The organism is Calyptranema fuscum S582 (genome assembly GCF_055793305.1).
The window spans coordinates 1-17,764 of record NZ_JBSLYH010000040.1 but is presented as its reverse complement, the minus strand read 5'-3'; the positions used below and the strand labels follow the sequence as shown (position 1 = coordinate 17,764).

The 17,764-nt window shown below is 46.4% G+C and carries 17 protein-coding genes; 8 read left to right on the top strand and 9 right to left on the bottom strand.

The genetic code is table 11. The annotated features are described in order from the left end of the window. Positions 1–9: 9 nt before the first annotated feature. Genes ACR6Z4_RS23155 through ACR6Z4_RS23145 form a run of 3 tightly spaced genes read left to right on the top strand, consistent with a single transcriptional unit; the run spans position 10 to position 2,262 of the window. The gene (locus ACR6Z4_RS23155) at positions 10–477 is read left to right on the top strand and encodes a hypothetical protein (RefSeq protein WP_479719697.1); all 468 of its coding nucleotides are present in this window, start codon (positions 10–12) and stop codon (positions 475–477) included. Then, the gene (locus tag ACR6Z4_RS23150; RefSeq protein WP_479719696.1) at positions 474–800 is read left to right on the top strand and encodes a hypothetical protein; all 327 of its coding nucleotides are present in this window, start codon (positions 474–476) and stop codon (positions 798–800) included. Before ACR6Z4_RS23155 ends, ACR6Z4_RS23150 begins: the two co-directional genes overlap by 4 nt. Beyond that, positions 775–2,262 (top strand): ATP-binding protein, encoded by a 1,488-nt coding sequence (locus ACR6Z4_RS23145; protein ID WP_479719695.1) that lies wholly within the window; start codon positions 775–777, stop codon positions 2,260–2,262. Before ACR6Z4_RS23150 ends, ACR6Z4_RS23145 begins: the two co-directional genes overlap by 26 nt. Positions 2,263–2,709: 447 nt before the next feature. Here the strand turns inward: ACR6Z4_RS23145 and ACR6Z4_RS23140 are convergent, their stop codons facing one another. From ACR6Z4_RS23140 to ACR6Z4_RS23130, 3 genes are all read right to left on the bottom strand, one after another. Then, complete coding sequence (locus ACR6Z4_RS23140) at positions 2,710–3,057, bottom strand: hypothetical protein (protein ID WP_479719694.1); 348 nt, start codon at positions 3,055–3,057, stop codon at positions 2,710–2,712. A gap of 157 nt (positions 3,058–3,214) precedes the next feature. Next, positions 3,215–3,778, bottom strand: coding sequence for a competence protein CoiA (locus tag ACR6Z4_RS23135; RefSeq protein ID WP_479719693.1), 564 nt, complete (start codon positions 3,776–3,778; stop codon positions 3,215–3,217). 12 nt (positions 3,779–3,790) lie between these two features. Further along, positions 3,791–7,219 carry a class I SAM-dependent DNA methyltransferase gene (locus tag ACR6Z4_RS23130; protein WP_479719692.1) on the bottom strand — a complete coding sequence of 1,143 codons (3,429 nt, stop codon included), beginning with the start codon at positions 7,217–7,219 and terminating at the stop codon, positions 3,791–3,793. Between the two features lie 302 nt (positions 7,220–7,521). On the opposite strand from ACR6Z4_RS23130, the gene ACR6Z4_RS23125 reads away from it, so the two are divergent. Continuing rightward, complete coding sequence (locus tag ACR6Z4_RS23125; protein WP_479719691.1) at positions 7,522–7,725, top strand: hypothetical protein; 204 nt, start codon at positions 7,522–7,524, stop codon at positions 7,723–7,725. Between the two features lie 336 nt (positions 7,726–8,061). Here ACR6Z4_RS23125 and ACR6Z4_RS23120 read toward each other — a convergent pair whose 3' ends face one another. Further along, positions 8,062–10,197: a hybrid sensor histidine kinase/response regulator gene (locus ACR6Z4_RS23120; RefSeq protein WP_479719690.1), complete on the bottom strand. Its 2,136-nt coding sequence runs from the start codon at positions 10,195–10,197 to the stop codon at positions 8,062–8,064. Positions 10,198–10,260: 63 nt separating this feature from the next. Here ACR6Z4_RS23120 and ACR6Z4_RS23115 point away from each other — a divergent pair, with 63 nt between their 5' ends. From ACR6Z4_RS23115 to ACR6Z4_RS23100, 4 genes are all read left to right on the top strand, one after another. Next, a complete protein-coding gene (locus ACR6Z4_RS23115) occupies positions 10,261–11,241 on the top strand; it encodes a glycosyltransferase family 2 protein (RefSeq protein WP_479719689.1) in 981 nt (326 codons plus the stop codon). A 134-nt stretch (positions 11,242–11,375) separates the two neighbouring features. After that, positions 11,376–11,600 (top strand): hypothetical protein, encoded by a 225-nt coding sequence (locus tag ACR6Z4_RS23110; protein WP_479719688.1) that lies wholly within the window; start codon positions 11,376–11,378, stop codon positions 11,598–11,600. Continuing rightward, a complete protein-coding gene (locus tag ACR6Z4_RS23105; RefSeq protein ID WP_479719687.1) occupies positions 11,597–12,037 on the top strand; it encodes a putative toxin-antitoxin system toxin component, PIN family in 441 nt (146 codons plus the stop codon). Before ACR6Z4_RS23110 ends, ACR6Z4_RS23105 begins: the two co-directional genes overlap by 4 nt. After that, positions 12,021–12,239 carry a hypothetical protein gene (locus tag ACR6Z4_RS23100; RefSeq protein WP_479719686.1) on the top strand — a complete coding sequence of 73 codons (219 nt, stop codon included), beginning with the start codon at positions 12,021–12,023 and terminating at the stop codon, positions 12,237–12,239. The genes ACR6Z4_RS23105 and ACR6Z4_RS23100 overlap by 17 nt, the downstream gene beginning before the upstream one ends. Positions 12,240–12,456: 217 nt before the next feature. Here the strand turns inward: ACR6Z4_RS23100 and ACR6Z4_RS23095 are convergent, their stop codons facing one another. From ACR6Z4_RS23095 to ACR6Z4_RS23075, 5 genes are all read right to left on the bottom strand, one after another. Then, entirely contained in the window at positions 12,457–12,873 is a 417-nt protein-coding gene (locus ACR6Z4_RS23095; protein WP_479719685.1) for a hypothetical protein, read from the bottom strand. A gap of 63 nt (positions 12,874–12,936) precedes the next feature. Next, entirely contained in the window at positions 12,937–13,197 is a 261-nt protein-coding gene (locus tag ACR6Z4_RS23090) for a type II toxin-antitoxin system RelE family toxin (protein ID WP_479719684.1), read from the bottom strand. After that, positions 13,194–13,424 (bottom strand): hypothetical protein, encoded by a 231-nt coding sequence (locus ACR6Z4_RS23085; protein ID WP_479719683.1) that lies wholly within the window; start codon positions 13,422–13,424, stop codon positions 13,194–13,196. Before ACR6Z4_RS23085 ends, ACR6Z4_RS23090 begins: the two co-directional genes overlap by 4 nt. Positions 13,425–13,779: 355 nt before the next feature. After that, complete coding sequence (locus ACR6Z4_RS23080; RefSeq protein ID WP_479719682.1) at positions 13,780–16,509, bottom strand: S8 family peptidase; 2,730 nt, start codon at positions 16,507–16,509, stop codon at positions 13,780–13,782. Further along, positions 16,502–17,548 carry an ATP-binding protein gene (locus ACR6Z4_RS23075; RefSeq protein WP_479719681.1) on the bottom strand — a complete coding sequence of 349 codons (1,047 nt, stop codon included), beginning with the start codon at positions 17,546–17,548 and terminating at the stop codon, positions 16,502–16,504. The genes ACR6Z4_RS23080 and ACR6Z4_RS23075 overlap by 8 nt, the downstream gene beginning before the upstream one ends. Positions 17,549–17,764: the final 216 nt, after the last annotated feature.

The following is a 17,764-nucleotide window of genomic DNA, read 5'->3' as shown; positions in this document are numbered from 1 at the left end:
GGTAATGCTATGCCCTTTAATCTCTTCAAGAGTAACGACACTTCGGACGATTACAGCCTTGCAGAAGCTACGGATCGCGACTTTACCAGTGTGGGTTCAATCCGTACAACTCCGTTGGTGAAAGGGTTCGTGAAGCTTTCAGAGGCTCAATTAAAGGCTGAACAAGATCGGCTGAAACAGCGCAAAGAATTTCAGAAGCGCTTTGAGAAACTACTCGAACTTCGCAGGGAATGGGACGGTCTAGACACTGCTGCAACGGTTGCACTGTATAAGCACCTGGCAGAGATCTACGGCAACCTGATCCAAAAACGGATGGCAGCAACGGCTGTAAAGGTTGTCCAGGAGCAATCCAGGTTAGCCACGGCTAAGGCAGATATTCAGCTAGACCAGACTCGCAACAAAATAGACCTGCAAATTGAGCAGTTACGCACTCAACGAGATAACGACGCTAAGAAGTTGACAGGGGATAAGACATGAAATTTAGGATGTTTGACCCAGATTACCTGGCAGATCAATACCGTTTCAGACCCCCTGTACTGCTGGTGTACTTCCTATCCGGGATAGCGATCGCTCGTTTTCATGCCTATCTATGGTTGGTTCATCCCTGGAGTCATCCGATCCTCATGGGGTTGTGGGCAGTGTTGGGCATTATTGCCAGCTTGACTGGGGTGAGTGCCTATCAGCGCTATCTCGCTAATCAACCTCCTATCGGAGAATCTGAAGCCAAAATTCTATTCTTCCTTGCTATTTCTATCGTGCTTTTGGTGGTTGGCTATGGACTGGAAAGCGCTATCTTCTAGCCTGGGGGTGCTTGCCCTGTCAGGCATCCTAAAAACCGTCTCGACTAAAGGGTTCTGGTATTGCATCCTTGCCGGGGGCAGTGCTTACCTCACCCTTGCCCCGGTGGCTTTGAAGTGGGAGAAGCCAGCCGTCGAGCGATCGTATCTGGCGCTTGCCGTTATGCTACCCGCTGCCTGGTGGCTGGGTAAAGATGTGGAGTGCAGCATCACCCAGTTACAGGTAAAACGCCGATTAGGGCATCAATACCAAGTGGATGAACTCACCCATACACTCAACAGAATCAGAGCCAGCTATGAGCAAGAAATCAAGTTAATCACGGGTCATGGCAGCTTTGATGAGGTGTTTGCATCGTTGCAGGGTGGAAGTTTCCCACAGTTGCCGGGGATGCCCGATCCGGCATCGTTACCCGCTGCCGAAACTAAACCAGTGGACCCCATCGACGATGAGTTGTTTTTTGATATCGAACGCATCAACCCACCGAACCCAACCATGGGTAAGAACATCCTGATCATTGCTGAACAAGGGGTAGGCAAAACCACTCTGGCTAAATACCTTGCAGGTGAGGTTCTGAAATCCGATGATATCCAGGTCTATGACCTCGACGACGACGGCAAGACCTGGGGTAATCTGCCAGTGTGGGGAACTGGGGACGATGCAACCGAGATTGCCGGGGCAATGCAAGTGGATATGGAGCTATTCGACCGCAGAACCCAAGATCGGGTGAAGGGTCGCGAGTTTGGGCTATCGGCTCGGATCGTCGATGAGAATCCAGCGGTCTATGATGCCATCCCCGATCAACACGAGGAATGGACATTTAAGATGGGTTCCCGCGCCCGTAAGCGTGGCTTTGTCACTATCATCCTGACTCAAGAACGCGATCCAGAAGCCAACGGCTTGAAGAGTAATCGGCTTCGCAATTACAACCAAATCTATCTGGGCAAAAAACAGGTGAACCATGCCCTCAATTATTTAGTCAAACCCAAAGCGGTTGCCGATGAATTGCGTCCCAAGATTGCTCAGTGCGATCGCCCTGCTTTGGTTGAATTTAATGGCGACTGGCATTACTGGAATGTGCCTGATCTAAGAGAATGGGAACTGCAATTTAATGCCCAAACTGAGCGCAACATTAACCCGTCGAGTGATGCCCAGATAGGTGTAGAAGCAACTGATGAAAACCCCTTTGATGTTGAACTTTTAGAGCGATCGCTGAACCAACCTGCCACCAGCCATTTACCTGAGGTATTGGTGATTATTCTCAATGCCGCCAAAGCCAATGAAGGCACTATCTCCGCTAGAGATTGCCAGCGATTAAAAGGGATTGCCAATAAGTATTCTGCGGAGGAGGTAAAGGGGTTTCTATCGACCCTAAAAGAGCAGGGGTGGGGAGATGTCCAGATTGATCCAACAGATGCTCGCAGGTGGGTATTTTGGTTATTTAGCGATCGCTCAGCAGAACTGTGACAACTGGGGTAAGCTCACGTCAGACGGTTGTCACAGCTTATGACAACTGCCTGACAACTGGGGTCGTTGTCATGACAACGATCAACGGCTATTTTTCAACTTACGAGAATTACCATTCTCGCAAATCATCTTTTCTTATATACCTGAAAGGCTTGAAAATCGTAGTTTTTTCTAAAACGCAAACAAGGTTTTTAACTGGCTTTGTTTAGTAAGAAAAGCTGTGAAACTAAAGTTTTTGTCTGAGCATCTTCTAAATTTACTGGTCAATACTGATATCGCTCATTCCCTTCAGAAACCACGATGGAGGGATTTTTTGATTTTTATGTCTTTACTATTAGCAGGAGCAATAACTTTGCCAAACAAAATGGTAGAAAGTTAGACCTAGAAAGTTTGGAATGGCTATCTTGCAGGTTTTTATACGTATTCTGTTGTAATCCCTAATTACTCTCAGAACAACTTTGTCTGGTTAGTGTTCGATTGACTACGGTTTACCTTTGTCCATTGCGCTGTTAGCGTTGTACGTCCTCGGTGGGCGACTTCAAAGATATTTGCCTTGGCTTTTGGAATGACAGGTTTTCCAGACGCGTCTAGTGGATATAGTTCATGAAAAGGAAACCAGGAACCGATACTTCCTTGCTTCACAAAAGCATACTCTCCAGATATTTCAGCAATTCTTCCTCGCCATCCGTAAGTTCCCATCCGTTCAACCTGAATACCAGGGATGAATGCGAGCTGTTCCTGAAGAGAAACTGTGATGGTTTTGAGGGTGGCGAAGTGATGCTTTACTGTTCCCATTGCGGGGATATATGTAGAAGCATGGCTTAATTCTCTTGAAACCTGGGTTTGCTCTAATCTTTGAGGCTCATCTAAACGGGCTGTAGCTGTTATGGGGGATGCAGTAGAGTGCCTTAGTTCACCTAGCCAACACTGATTTAGCTTTAGCTCTTGCTTGCTAAGTTGTGTAGCTAAAATCGAGGGTTCCAACTGCACCGAACATTGAACGGAGCCAGGCTTGATTTTCAGGTGTATTTGCTTGCCCGCCGAGGAACCAGATGACATCGGCTCCGATGGCGTAGTAGTCGCGGGTTCGTTGTTCGAGTTCATCAAGGGTAATTTTTGCGAGTTGGCATTCACAAATCAGCATATTGCCATTTTCATAAACGAGGGCTACATCAGCAACACGCCCATTTTTTCCACATTGGGGTAGTCGATATTCCACCTCAATTTTGGCGGTTTTGGTTATATCTCCCTGAATCTGAGTTCTGAGGTATTTAACTAGCTCAGCTTTACCCTGTTCATGTTCGGGAGTTTCTGGATGTTTCTCGATTGTGCTGGTGCAAGGGTGTTGATGAACGTAATGTCTGACAAACCCTGAGCGCTCACGGGGGAAGACAACTTGCTCACAGTGGGGGCAAAGTAAGCTACCTAAAGGGTATTTCGAGCGGATAGCATGGGCTGATTCTTCCTTTTCAGCGAAGAGTCTTGCCCCTGTTTCTTTGACCTTGGCGACTAACATAATGTGGTTTCCCTATGCAGCTTGCATAGAAGACTCAGTAATGTGCCAGTAAGTGAGTCCATTGCGAGTTTCGGAAATGACCATACTGAAAAACTCTAGCCGTTCTAGGTTGTCTTGGATATCGTTGAGCCGCTTTTGGGTAGTGCGTCCTTTGAACTGAGCCGCGAGCTGTGCTACTGTCCATTCGCTGCGACTGGTGCGGAGTAGATCGCGGATGGCAGCAAGTTGTTCTTTGGGTAGGGAAGGAAACTTTTGCGGTTCGACGGGGGCAACGATCGCCTCTTCTTCGGTTCCCAGTCCTTCGATAGCAACCTGGACGGGTTGCGCTTGTTCGGGGGCTTGATACTCTGGACGGAGCCAGCGAATATGTCCATTTCGTTCTTCTTCAGCACGTTCGGCATTTAGAGCAACCAGGCGTTCGAGGATTTGCTCATCGGTGATGTCGTGGGGCCAGCCGTAGGCGTCGAGAACGGCGGTGTCTAGCTCGTCGTGGATTTGTTTGAGGGTGGAGACGAGGGCTTTGTTGTTGTAGTCGCGGTCTGCGTCGGTGAAGGGTGTCCCGGCGCGGAGTTTTTCGAGGAGGTTATACATCCCGGTGATGGTGATGTCGGGATGGGCAGCTTGGACTTGCTTGCGGTGGGCATCAAGCCGTTCGCCTAGTTCGCGGATTTTCTGTTTTTGCTCTGGGGTGGGATCTGGGAAGGGGAATGGGTCGAAGCATCTAGAGTTGTTGTAACGAGGTCTATCCTCCAAACGCCCACCTGCTGCTAGTGCCCAAGTCACATGAACATGGCTTGATAAAATACCCATCACGCAGTAATCATCACAAGCAATCGCAAAAAGCGAGCCGTCCCAAAGATAATCAGAAGCTACTGCTGTAAAGAACCGATGTTTCGCAGTTTCTAAGGTTACGAAATATCTTTTCAGACCGTGAATTGCTTCCCTTAGGACTGGTCTTTCCCAAGCAAAGCGCCACCAAAGCTCCCTTAAAGACTTTCGTTTGTTCTGCTCTCGAAATGGCTTTACTTTCTCTAAAAGTTGTTGATAAGACTCTGGATGAATTTTTCGAGCTTGTTCTTCTGGAAGCCCTGCAAAATCGATAACTGACCTTCCTTTTGCCCCATCTAAGATATCTCTTGGTGAAATATACTTTCTGATAATTGGCAGGCCGCTAATTGGAGATATCGGCTCATTAGAAAGTGTTGAATCTGCATAAAAATCACCAACTAGCTTCATCCCTTGTCCAGTCAAGCCAACATTGGCCTTGAGAGCGATCGTTGAGGATATTCCTACTCCAATCCTCAAGTCGGCAGTGATCTTGCCTTTAGCAATGTCAAATTCGAGTTTTTTTTGCTCTTCATCTTGAGTACGCTCTTTTCTTATCGTGTAGAGCTTGCCAGTGGTATCACCTTTTGAACCAACAGTCATTGATATTCGTACAGCAGCCCCTTCTTCCGAATCCATCCAGGGGTGATCAGGGACAGCAAAGATAATAGATAACGGTGGTTTTGATTCGAGCTGAGTTAAGACTGCTCTCCGGTTGAAAATTTGCGTAATGCTGTTTGTCGCAATCATTCCGAAACTGCGAATTTCTTCCGAACGAGCTAATTCAGCAGCTTTGTACCACCAGTACATCACGAAATCAACACTATTCGGAACTTGTGCGTAGGTCTTTCTAAGCGTTTCAGCGTATTCATCGCTGAACATCTCACGCATCAGCTTATTTCCAATAAACGGGGGATTTGACACCACATAATCCGCCGCCGGCCATTCTGCCTCTCTTGCATTCAAATAACGATAAATCACCACCTGATCTGTTGGGTCGGGTACATCCTCCCCCGTCACCGGATGCCGCATCATTCGCCCACCCCAACGGGTTCGCACCTGTCCGGTTTTCGGGTCTACATCCGGCTCTTTGCCGTCATAGGCTAAGACTGCATCTCGGTTTTCGATATTGCCAAACGCCTGCAACACCGGCTCTGGCGGTTCTGCATTGCCGTAGCGTTTGAAATACCACTGGAGATAGCCAATCCAGATCACCAGTTCGGCGATCGCGGCGGCTCTGGGGTTTAGCTCAATTCCCAAAAACTGTGATGGGTTAATTTGTTCCAACACATTGAGTTGCACATTTCCTGCCACATCCACCAGGCGCGTTTGCACCTCTGCTTCTAACCCTTTGAGCAAATCCAGCGACACATACAAAAAATTGCCGGTTCCACAAGCCGGATCAAGGATCTTGATAGTGCGGAGTTTATCTAAAAAGGCTCGAATCTCTTGCTCTGCCTTTTTGCGCTGGGCAACAGTGGGGTTCTCTTGACCGGGGGCAGGTTCTAGCAAGCGCTTTAGCTCTAGCTCAATTTCATCCCACTCCTGACGCAACGGTTCCATTACCACCGGACGCACCAACCGCTCTACATACGATCGCGGCGTGTAGTGGGCACCCAGGCGGCTGCGCTCCTTCTTCTCTAGCGCTCGCTCTAGCAACGTGCCAAAGATAGCGGGTTCTACCTGACTCCAATCTTTAGCAGCGGCGGCATACAGCACCTCTAACTGTTCTTTGGGTAGAGCGATCGCTGTAGCATTTTCAAAAAAGCTGCCGTTAAACTGCAAAATTCGCTCAAACCCAAAGCTGCCCCCGGTGTTCATCGTCTGCCAGAGCTGTTCAATTTCGGGCTTAAACGTGGCAGGGTTAGCAATCCAGCGATCGCGCAACGCCTTGGTAAATACCTCACCCTTCAGCAGCTCCACATCTTCCGCAAACATCGTAAAAATGCAACGCATCAAGAAATTGGCTGTTTCATGGGGGTCGTGTCCCTGCTCTTCTATCCAACGAGTCAGCGTTGCCAGTTCTGCTGCCACTTCCCGCGTTACCCGTGCCCGATACTTTTCTGGGTTGAGAGATTGCGGATCCGTGAAAATTTTGACAAAGCGATCAAACACTGCCGGCTGCTTCAGATCCGCCAGATTCACCCGCTGCCGTGCGCCATAGCTGCCATAGTCACCGCTAAAGCCTTCCCAGATCTCGAAGTGAGAGCCGATATCACAGGTAATCAAAAACGGCGGCATTGCCCCCAACATCCGGTTATAGGCATAAGACTTCGCCTGGTTAAACGCCTTTTGCATAGCATCCAGATACGCCTTTGTGCCCCGCTTGCCATGTCCTTTATTGGAAGTATTGCTGCCCTGCTTTGTTTCGAGAATGAAGCAACTCTCTTTGTAGAAATCAGCAAACCGCGTCGATTCAGACTTATCGCTGTAAAACTTGATGTCTTTATCAAAACAATAGGGGTCGCCTGCCACGCTACCTTTCGGGGGTGGTCGATCTACCCCTAGCGCTACACAGAGATCACCGAGAAACGGTTGATAGTTAGCTCGTTCGTTACCTTCAGAACCTTGCCATTTTTCGATAAATGCCTGAATGCGCTGGCGATTGTCTGTCATACAGGAATTAATTGCAGGAGTTACACCAAACCAATGGAGCGATCGCCCCCAACTTCAAGCCGTATAGCGATCGCATCAAAAGTAACTTAGTTATAACGACAGACTCAGCAGTTGTCAGTGATCAGACATAGAAACTAACTAACTGTGTGATCGCGATCGCTTTCAATAGAGCGCAAGATCAATACAAATCCTGGTAATAATTTCTATATTCCATGCGATCGCCCCCACGTTATGTGGGGGCTTTTTTATACTCAGTATTTCAGTATGAGATGATAGCCCTGAAAGTTAATCGGTTTTCACTCATGGAAACTGCTATTGTTGCTCAGCTAATTTACGGGCTTGTAGAGAGTCGCGATCGCTCTCTTTCTGAAGTTACAAACGCTTTCTCAGCTGGCTTAATTACTTCACATCAAGCCAGCGATATGTCATTGTCTATTGATGCTCGGTTCAGGCAAAATGTATTGTTTGTTCTAGAGCATGGGCATTTGCCCCGGTTTATTGGCTAAATTACTGCCCTCATCAAATTGAATATAGCAATCCTATTTGATTCGTGAAAATGATCAGTTGTGAAAGCGCCCGCCCGAAGGGCGGGCGCTTTCACAACTGATTTAGGATCGCTATATATGGCTCATTGACTCTTACTGTTCAGATGCAAAAGTGAAATTCTGATTAGGTCTGCTAAACCTTCGCATGGTGCTATCGAGCCGATAAAAGCCTTGCTCAAAAGCAGCAAGCTTGCTCATTAGCTTATCGAACTGGTGGAGACTGTGGGAAGGGGCGATCGCGCTTTTCACAAGATATTTGACAATGCTTTCTCAGTCAGATTTTCAAAACACCTTTATTTACACTGGAATATAGATATTAAAGCAACTGCCATGACCTTCCTGGCTCTCGACCGTGATATGCCCTCCGTTTAGTTCTACCAAACGTCCTGCCATGGCTAAACCAATACCTATTCCTTCATAGTTGCGACTAAGTCTATCGTCAAGTTGCGTAAAAAATTGGAACAGATGTTGCACATTTTTAGAGGAAATACCTATTCCAGTATCTTGGACAGAAAATTGCACAAATAAAGCTATCGATAGATGAGAGGGTCTATTTAACTTACATAATTGCACTGACAACGTTACAGTCCCACCCTTAGATGTAAATTTGATAGCATTTTCTAACAGCAGAGTGAGTGCTTGTTTCATGCGATCGCTATCAACATGAATGAAACTAATCTCAGATGCAATATCACTTTGTAACTGAATCAACTTAGCATCTGCGCCAGGTTGAACGGCTAACAGACTGGCTTTACACAAATCTTTCACCAATACTCTGTGGCGATTGAGTTTGATTTTACTGGCTTCTAAATCGACCAGTTCGAGAATGCTGTTGATCAGCGTGAGCAGATGCTGTCCGCTGTTAATAATTTTGGATACTGCTCTGGTTTGGCGATCGTTGAGAGTACCAAAAATCTCTTCTTGCAACACCTCAGCCATGCCTAAGATAGGGGTGAGAGGGGTGCGGAGTTCGTGGCTCATCATCCGCAAAAATGCATCTTTTACCTGGTTGGCGCGGTCTAAATCCTGATTGATAGCTTGCAGTTGCTCATTGCTGGATTGCAATGCTATTTCAGCTTGCTTTTGTTGCGTGATATCGATGGTGATGCCAATCAGCCGCGTTGCTTTTCCGGCGGCATCTCGAAAAATCTGCCCAATTTCGGCAACCCATTGAACAGTGTCGGTACTGATCACCCGATAGTCAACTCTAATCTCAGAATTGCCATTTTCTATAGCTTGAGAGATCTTCTGCGTCACCTGGTCGCAATCGTCTGGATGAATGCAAGCTAACCAAGTTTCATAGCTTGGTTTTACACTGGGATCGAGCCTGTAGAGTCTGTAATACTCCGGTGACCAGATCAGCGTATTTGCTTGCAAATCCCAATCCCATACACTGGATTTGCTAACAGACTGAGCCAACCGCAATCGCGCTTCACTTTCTTGCAGTGCCAGTTCTGCCCGTTTTCGTTCAGCCAGTTCGGTCTGGGCTTGCTGATAAAGGCTAGCTTGCTGAATGGCACCAGATAAGTGAATGGCAACTTGTTTTAAGAAATTTAGTTCTTCTACTTGCCAGTCGTGGGGAGCGGCACAATGATGGACAATCAGCAGCCCCCAAAGAGACGGGGTTGGGATTGAATCGGGCTGGACTGGGATATATTGCAGAATGGGCACCACTAGATTGGCTTTGATGGCAAAGCGCTTGAGCGATTCCCGGTGGCAGTCGGTTAGATTGGCTTGCTCAATGTCTGCGATCGCCCAGGGACATCCGGTCCAGGCGACCAGGTCAGCTCCCTTTTGCTGAAAGCAGGTGTCTTGAATTTGTTGCCCCACAACGACGGGATACTCTGCTACGGTCGCTTCTGAGACGATGGAGCCACTCCAACTGGGTGCAAACTGGTAAACCAATGCCCGATCCGCTTGTAAAAAACGGCGCACCTCTTGAGTAGTACCATCTAACACACTTTGCGGATCGAGGGATTGGCGCATCCATAACGCCATCTCGATTAAAACCTGCTGTTGTTCTTGCTGACGGCAAAGTTTGCGCTTGAGTTGAACTTGTTGAAAGACGCTCCGCATCAGTTGCGGCAGGTTGGTGTGCGCGATCTGCCGCTTGTCGAGATACTCCTGGGCACCGAGTTTGAGTGACTCGATAGCAACGGCGGTGTTGACTACATCGGTCAACATAATGACGGGCAAGATTTCAGTGGGTTGCTGCTGCCGTAACTGTCGTAAAAACTCTAACCCATCCATATCTGCCAATTGATCATCGAGCAGAATGATATCTGCTACATTGTTTTGGCACCAAATTAGAGCCTCTTTGCCATGGTCAAACTCGATGATCTGATAGGATTGTTGGTCATCCCGATGGAGAAAGCGATCGTAGGTCGCGCGATCGCCATCGGCATCATCTATTAACAAAATAGTTTGAGGCATGGCGCACAAGTCTGAGAGGCTAAATACAGTCTACGCTGAGTCTTTTCCTGCTAACCATAGCTTATGACCAAGGTAATTATTCAAATCCCCTGTTACAATGAAGAACAGTCGCTACCTGTGGCGTTAGCCGATTTGCCGCGCCAGTTGCCAGGGGTTGATCAGGTCGAGTGGCTGATTATTAATGACGGCAGTCGCGATCGCACGGTTGATGTGGCACTGGCGCATGGCGTCGATCACATCGTTAACTTTGAGCGCAATCAGGGGCTTGCCAGAGGTTTTATGGCAGGGTTAGATGCCTGTGTGAAATATGGCGCAGATATTATTGTCAATACCGATGCCGATAATCAGTATTGTGCTGATGATATTCCCCGGTTGATTGAGCCGATCTTATCCGGTCGGGCAGAAGTGGTGATTGGCACCCGTCCGATCAGCAAGATCAAGCACTTTTCACCCGTCAAAAAGGTTCTGCAAAAGCTGGGTAGTTGGGCAGTCCGGGTTGCCAGTGGAACCAAGGTCGAAGATGCACCCAGCGGCTTTCGGGCGATCAGTCGAGAAGCGGCAATGCGGCTGAATGTCTTTAACGACTACACCTACACCCTGGAAACCATCATTCAGGTGGGACAGAGCGGCATGGCAATTACCTGTGTCCCAATTCGCACCAATCAATATCTGCGGCCTTCGCGGCTGGTGCGCAGTAATGTGTCGTATGTCTGGCGATCGCTGCTGACCATCTTCCGTATTTTCATGACTTACAAGCCCTTGCGGTTCTTTACCCTGCTCGGCAGCATTCCCTTTAGTGCCGGATTTTTGCTCTGCATCCGTTGGCTAATCTATTTTGCGATCGAAGGAACGACTCGTTCCAGGGCACCCAGCCTGATTTTGGCAGCTATTTTGATTTTGATTGGCGTGCAGGTGATGGTGTTAGGGTTGATTGCCGACGTCATGGCAGTAAATCGCAAACTATTAGAAGATATCCAATTGCGCATGCGGCGATCGGAAGCGGAAACCTATCGGGCACAGCGAGAAACGGTGATCAGGGGTTAGGAGTGATGACGATTCAGGTTAGTCTGCCTGTCTAGCACTGATTAATCAGCGCAATGCGATCGCCCCTCTCGACTGCGCTCTACAGCCTTGGTGATTGGAATACAATTTAAGAAAATGTAGGAGTAGCAACTGATATGGTGCTGATCCCTATCACATTGGAACAACTGATTACAGCTGTACAACAATTGTCACCAGTGGAGCAGGCACAGGTTGCTAAAGCTTTAGTTGAAGCGGGATTGCGCTCAGATTTGACTGCTTTAATTCAGGAACTTTATGCCCAACCGCCTGCTGATGATATTACAGACGATGACATCAGGGCTGAAATTAGGGCTGTCCGTCAGCAATCTCAGCAAGTATGACAGTTCGAGTTGTCATCGACACCAATATCTGGATTCGCATTCTGCTGAGAGGGCGAGTGACGTTACCCATTTTGGAAGTATTCAACGAGAATAAATTTCAGTTGGTCATGAGTCAACCCTTGATGGATGAACTTCATCTCGTTTGGAATCGTCCACGATTTAGAGAACGAATTGATTACGATCAAGCCATTCAGCTCGAACAGCAGTTGCAGCATCGAGCGATATGGGTTGAGTTAAAAACGATTCCTCCAAGTTGCCGAGATCCAAAAGATTTGCCCGTGCTGGCTACAGCGATCAATGGTGAAGCTAAGATCATTGTGTCGGGGGATGATGATTTACGGGCTGATGATGAATTAAGGTCAACGATGGAATCCTATGGTGTCCAGTTGCTTGGCGTTCAGTCTTTTCTGAACTATCTGGATGAAGCAAGTAAGTAAAGATCTGCGATCGCTCAAACAGATTGAACCAGTGCGATCGCATCCCTCCATAAGAAGCACGATCGCCCCTTCTCGTTCCCCTGCGATCGCCCTACGAGATGTCACCTCTGCCTCCATTGTCAAGATTGTGGAAAGGAAGGCACCCTACAAGCGCGATCGCCAGCCCTCGCTCTGTCCGAACAATAGCCGCTTGCCTGTTTGATGCCATTACGCCGTTAGCCTCCCGGAAACTTCACCAGTCCGGGTTTTGTTGTTGTGCTCCACAGTGATAACGACACTTCCCTGCTTGTGTCCTCATTCAAAATACCGATGAGCCTCAGCTCATTTTCTGTAGGAGTCGGTTTCTCTACCTCTCTTAGCTGTATCACCTCAGGTAATCCGTACTCGATACAGGCGATCGCTTTCATGAATGCCACAACTTACGCCTGACGAAGATCTGCATTGGAAATACGACGCGACAGCCACAGGAGATATACGCCGATGACAACATCAACTGAGAAACAGAAAACGGGATACCAACCAGGAACACCAGCGTTTGTGATGAACTGACTATGCGTCAAGTCGTACAGCCCATGAAGTATCCAGAATGTACCGACCACTACCGCTGACTGACGGACGCTCACACATGCGAAGACCAGCCCAACTACAACAAACGGAATACCGTAGATCATTTCTTTCAAGCCCACAGCCTGCTCACCGGCTTGTAGAGCAAAGAGTGCGTACAACGTAGGCAGAGTGAGCAGACCTAGTGAATACAGCCAGTACTGTCCACGAATGAGCCGTGCCAAGACTATCGTGAGAACACCTACTGCGATACCAATGAGGGCTGCAATCAAGACTCTCTCCTTCCTTTAGACGCATAATGACCCTAATTACTGAACACCGATACTCTCTGCAACTCACCAACCCCTTGACTTTGTTCCGGTGCATTGGGACGTCATGTCGCCGCAATCATCATTTTCCAATAAACCAAGAACCCGGTAGTCTAAACTTACACGAGCCGAATAGATCGGTTGACGCTGACTAACTCGTTTAAACTGAAGGCTATTGTGATGGGGATCTTCTAACCAGAGGGCATATGCTTTGTTGGCTTGCTCCTGAACTTTAATAGGAAGTTGAGCAAGCTGTTTGCGAAATGCCTTTGTTACACTCGATTTCATTGTTTCAACGGAAAAATTTCATCAAGCGGAGTAACGTCTCCAGCTACAATATCTCGCCTCACCATTGCAGCCAAGCTATCCCACTGTTCGTCAGTTGTAGATGCAAAGCGAATTTTCCACTCTTTCTCATCTTCTAGCTCAGCTAACAGTCGAGTCGCAATAGCATCTTGATCTTGCTCTGATAACTTTTCAAGTTCTGCAATAACACGCTGGAGTAATTCAGTCATAGTTTGAATGTACCTCTAGTTTCTAAAACACATTACAAAAGCTCACATTAAAATTTGCGTCACAACTCAAGGTCGGAAAACAAATTGATCGATGGGTCTAGCTCTTTCTGCTAAATTTAGGAATGCACTTAGACCACTTAAAGTCGGAGTAGCTCGCTTTATTGACGCTATCAGAATTTTCTAAATTTTCCAATCGTCTGGCTTTTCTAAGGCAGCAAAAAGCACTGTGCTAACGGTTGCCCATCACCCGCCGCAGATAAATTCCAATACTAATAGATAACCTCTCGGCGATCGGGTTTATGGGTGTGTTAGACATCATCTTACGTGTGCATCATGCTAAGAAAACGATAATCATCTAGGAAATAGTTAGGACTACCTCTTGCTGTACTTGCAGAGGCTGTTGAATCTGTACAAAAGCGTCATAAATTGAAATTTCCGAGTTAATAGCCTCAAAGCTAACAACTAAAGAATAGGGCACAGTTGCTCCGGGATCTTTGTTCCACCCTTCATGCCCAACTACTGCAATGCAAAAACCTTCACGTAAATCGTAGGATTTAACTATTGCCCAATCTTTTTGAATAGTTCCATTACTCCTAGACAATTCTTTTACTATTCCATCAACCCCTGCCGGTCGTTTTTGACCATCATCGCTTGGTTTAAATCTTTTCTTTCCTAGTGCCCAACGGAATAATCCTTCTCCTTCTTCCGACTCTTCTAGTAATTTCTGATTCCTAAGAGAATCATTTAAGAAATATAAAAATAGAATAGAAAAATCAATATCGATTTCTATTAACAGTAACCAAACTCTAATCAATAACGTGTAAAAGTATGGCATTTTAAGTACTCTATATAGGAAAGCTTGCGGGTCTTGTCCTCTTTTGCTACAGGTCCAATCGAGCCAAGTCGATAAATATTTCCTACGATTACGACGAGTACGTCGAGGTTCAGCCACATAGGATAAAGTAATTTCAACTAGGACATCAAAGCCCTCACCTTGTGTTAAGAAAATTTCTGGAATCTGAACCTGGTAGACCTTAGCCTGTCGAGCAGAGATGTACTCAATCCCATCAACCTTAAGAGTTACACGATTAGCAGCATTACCGAGGGCGCGATCAATGTTTGGAATGCCATAGCCCATTGTCTGCATTGCCTGATATAGCGTTTCTGGTGATTCATCTACCCAGTTGGGCAACCGTGCAGATTGGACAATAAGTGCGCGGTAAAGCAACGTACTCTCTTGGGGAAACGTTGCTGCTAGAGCGGCTGCAATATGAGTTACTTTCGGGGTGGCGAATGAAGTCCCAACAGCATCAGAGCTTACAGCCTTACCACCATAAAGAGTTGAACGAATAAGTTCAGGACAAACTGCTTCTGGTGCGGAGAAACTTGGCGAACTAGATGAGTCAACAACATAATCACCCCCATACTCAACTACTTCAGGTTTAATGGTGTCCCAGATTCCCAATCCTGTACAGGAGAATGCTGAGGGATGATCCATTTCCGCGATAGACCGTAAAGGCAGACTTTCATAAGTAATATGAGCAACTGAGCCCACTGTTAGTGCTTGAAAGCTTTGAGCAGGATTTGCGACTCTTGCAGATGCAGTTAACAAATAATCTGGGTAATTTCTCCCAGCTTGAAAGTGTGCAGCAATAGATGGGCGAGTGACAAAGCTTGCACTTGATTCAATATTGCCCGCAGCCACAATGAATAAGATATCTCCTTCTTTCTCCCATGTGAGTTTATCTATCTCCGCTGCCCAAGGAGTCATAGATTGGGTACGACAAGGAGAGATTCCTGCAACTGAGTGATTAAAAATACGAGTTCTAGTTTGACGATAATACAACTCAACAATTTCTTGGAGGACTGCTGGTGGAAAAAGGTTTTTAGGTAAAAATTTATTGCCTTGAGAAGCATTACCAAGAATTCTGGCATTTTGGAGCCAACATATCGCTTTTTGTTGTCCTGTTTGAGGAATTCCTCTGGGATATAGAATCGCGCCTGCAACTCTAGTACCATGACCGCCTCCCCTAACGTAGTCAGCAGTCTTATCAAGTTCTCCAGGCACCCATGATTGAGAGTGTGACGAATCGATTGCGACCCGTAGTTTGGGGTGGAGTTCTTGAATGCCACTATCAATTACACAAACTTTGGGTGCATGCGCATCAGGTGGCTCTAGTACAAACGTTTCCCGATCAGACTCAGAGTCATTAGGTGTAACGGAAGGAGAACTAAATTCGTCCGGTTCGCTAACATCAAAAATATATGGAAAATTGAGAACAAGATCCTTTAAACCTTTTCCAGGAATCCTAATGCGACAAGAGAAACTGTCTGAAAAAGGTATGGAAGATAAAATTTCACCATTGTATGGATCTGATTTTATGAAAGATTCAATCTGCTGCTCCCGAACCCAGTATAAGTCATCCAATTCTTCAGGAGATAAATTATACTTATCCAGCCATCTGTTAATACCTCTCTGGAAACTTTCGTCACTTTTATATCTTTCTCGTTTTGGACATCTTGAGTATTGCTCTTTAATATCAATACAAGAGATCCCAATATCTACAACATACTCTTGATTCTCTCGAATTTGATCCCATTCAATTTTAAGTGGATCGGAGAGAATGTATTCCGGACGTTTAGTGCCTTCTAAAATTTCCCAAATCGCAGGAAGTTTTGTCTTTCCTTTATTTTCTTGAATAAGCTTCTCAATTTTTTTCCTAAGTTCTGATAGCTCTGTATCAGATGATGCGCCAATGATATAGCCTTGCTCCAAATCTGCAACAACCTCAATACCAAAGCTTTTAAGGTCATCTGCATCAAAAAAATCAGGATCTACTTCGAGAATAAAAGATACTGCATTCGGCAGATCGGGTTTGCCCTCCTCTTGGCGCTTTTCTTTCTCTTCTTTCCAATGTGTAGTGATTAAATCAACTGAAGACCTCAGCTTACTGCCATGTCCCCCTGCGTCACCTTTATTTTGCAAGGTTCTTTCAGAAGCTTCGCCACCGCCCGACAGGACAGCCCTTCCTTCTTTAACTAAGCGAAGTGAGATGTGAGGAAATTGCTCCGAGCTGTCAGGCATGAGAAGTTAAAACGTCTTGAATTGACTCTTCTAAATGTTCTTGGATGACTAGCTCTTCTCGATCTAAAATGGCTCGCTTTGCAGCATCCTGAGCAACTTTAACAATTTGTGCAGCCGAAAAGCTAAGCATCTGCTGAACAATTGAGTTCCAATCGATCGAACCAACCTCGACTGAAGAGAGAGTCTGTCTAAGGATAGCCTTAATTTCTGGTTCTGTTGGCTTCGGTACTTCAATAACATCATCAAATCTTCGCCATACGGCTTCATCGAGAAATTTAGTTAAGTTGGTCGCAGCAACAAGCAAGCCATTTGAGACTTCATACTCGTCAAGTAACTGAAGGAATGTGTTAACTACACGTTTAATTTCACCAACTTCTTGGCTATCTTCACGGGACTTTGCTAACGCATCACATTCATCAATAAAAAGCAAACAAGGCGATGCAGCAGCAGTTTCAAATACTTCACGCAGGTTAGTAGCAGTTTCTCCTAAGTAGGAAGATACCATTGCATCAAAGCGAATCTTGACCAAGGTCAAGCCTGTATTCCAGGCGATCCGCTCGGCTCCCATCGTTTTGCCGCATCCTGGAGAACCGTAAAGTAGAATCTTTTGACGATACCGCAGACCATGATGAGCAAGCCGATCACGAGCAGCATATTCTCGTTCAATACGGCGGAACCGTACTTCTACAGCATCAGAAAGAATCATATGATGCCGCAAATTCTCACGAAGAATCGTGACAATAAACGGATGATTGAATCTATGCTTGCTCGATAAGAGAGTGAGAGAGCGTGTGTCAGATGCTTTTGATGCAGTTTTCTCTAAGGACGTTGAAGGTTTTTCTCGTAAAGAATCTGATAATAGATTTTCAGATTTGACAAGATTGGTGCTTTTCCGCAAAATGCTTTCGAGTTGATCAGCAAGATTTGTATGCCCTAGCTTGCGTTCTTCCTCTACCACAATCGATAGCATACTCTGTATCGCCTGCGAGTCATCACTGGCAACAGCGCGGAATAACCGTTTTAGTACCTCTCCCTTCATTCTTCGACCTGTCGCCTACAACCGTCTGTCCTACCCTTACGATACCTAAACCTTCCAAGATCTTAGGAAAACTTTACAAAATTAAAATATCCCCTCTGTGACTTGAGCGGACAATGATGTCTAAATATGGGCTAAAGGATTCAGCCTATCTGCCAAAATTAGATGGATAGTATAGAATCTTTCCGTCTATTACTCCAAGTGGGTGGATTGACAGAA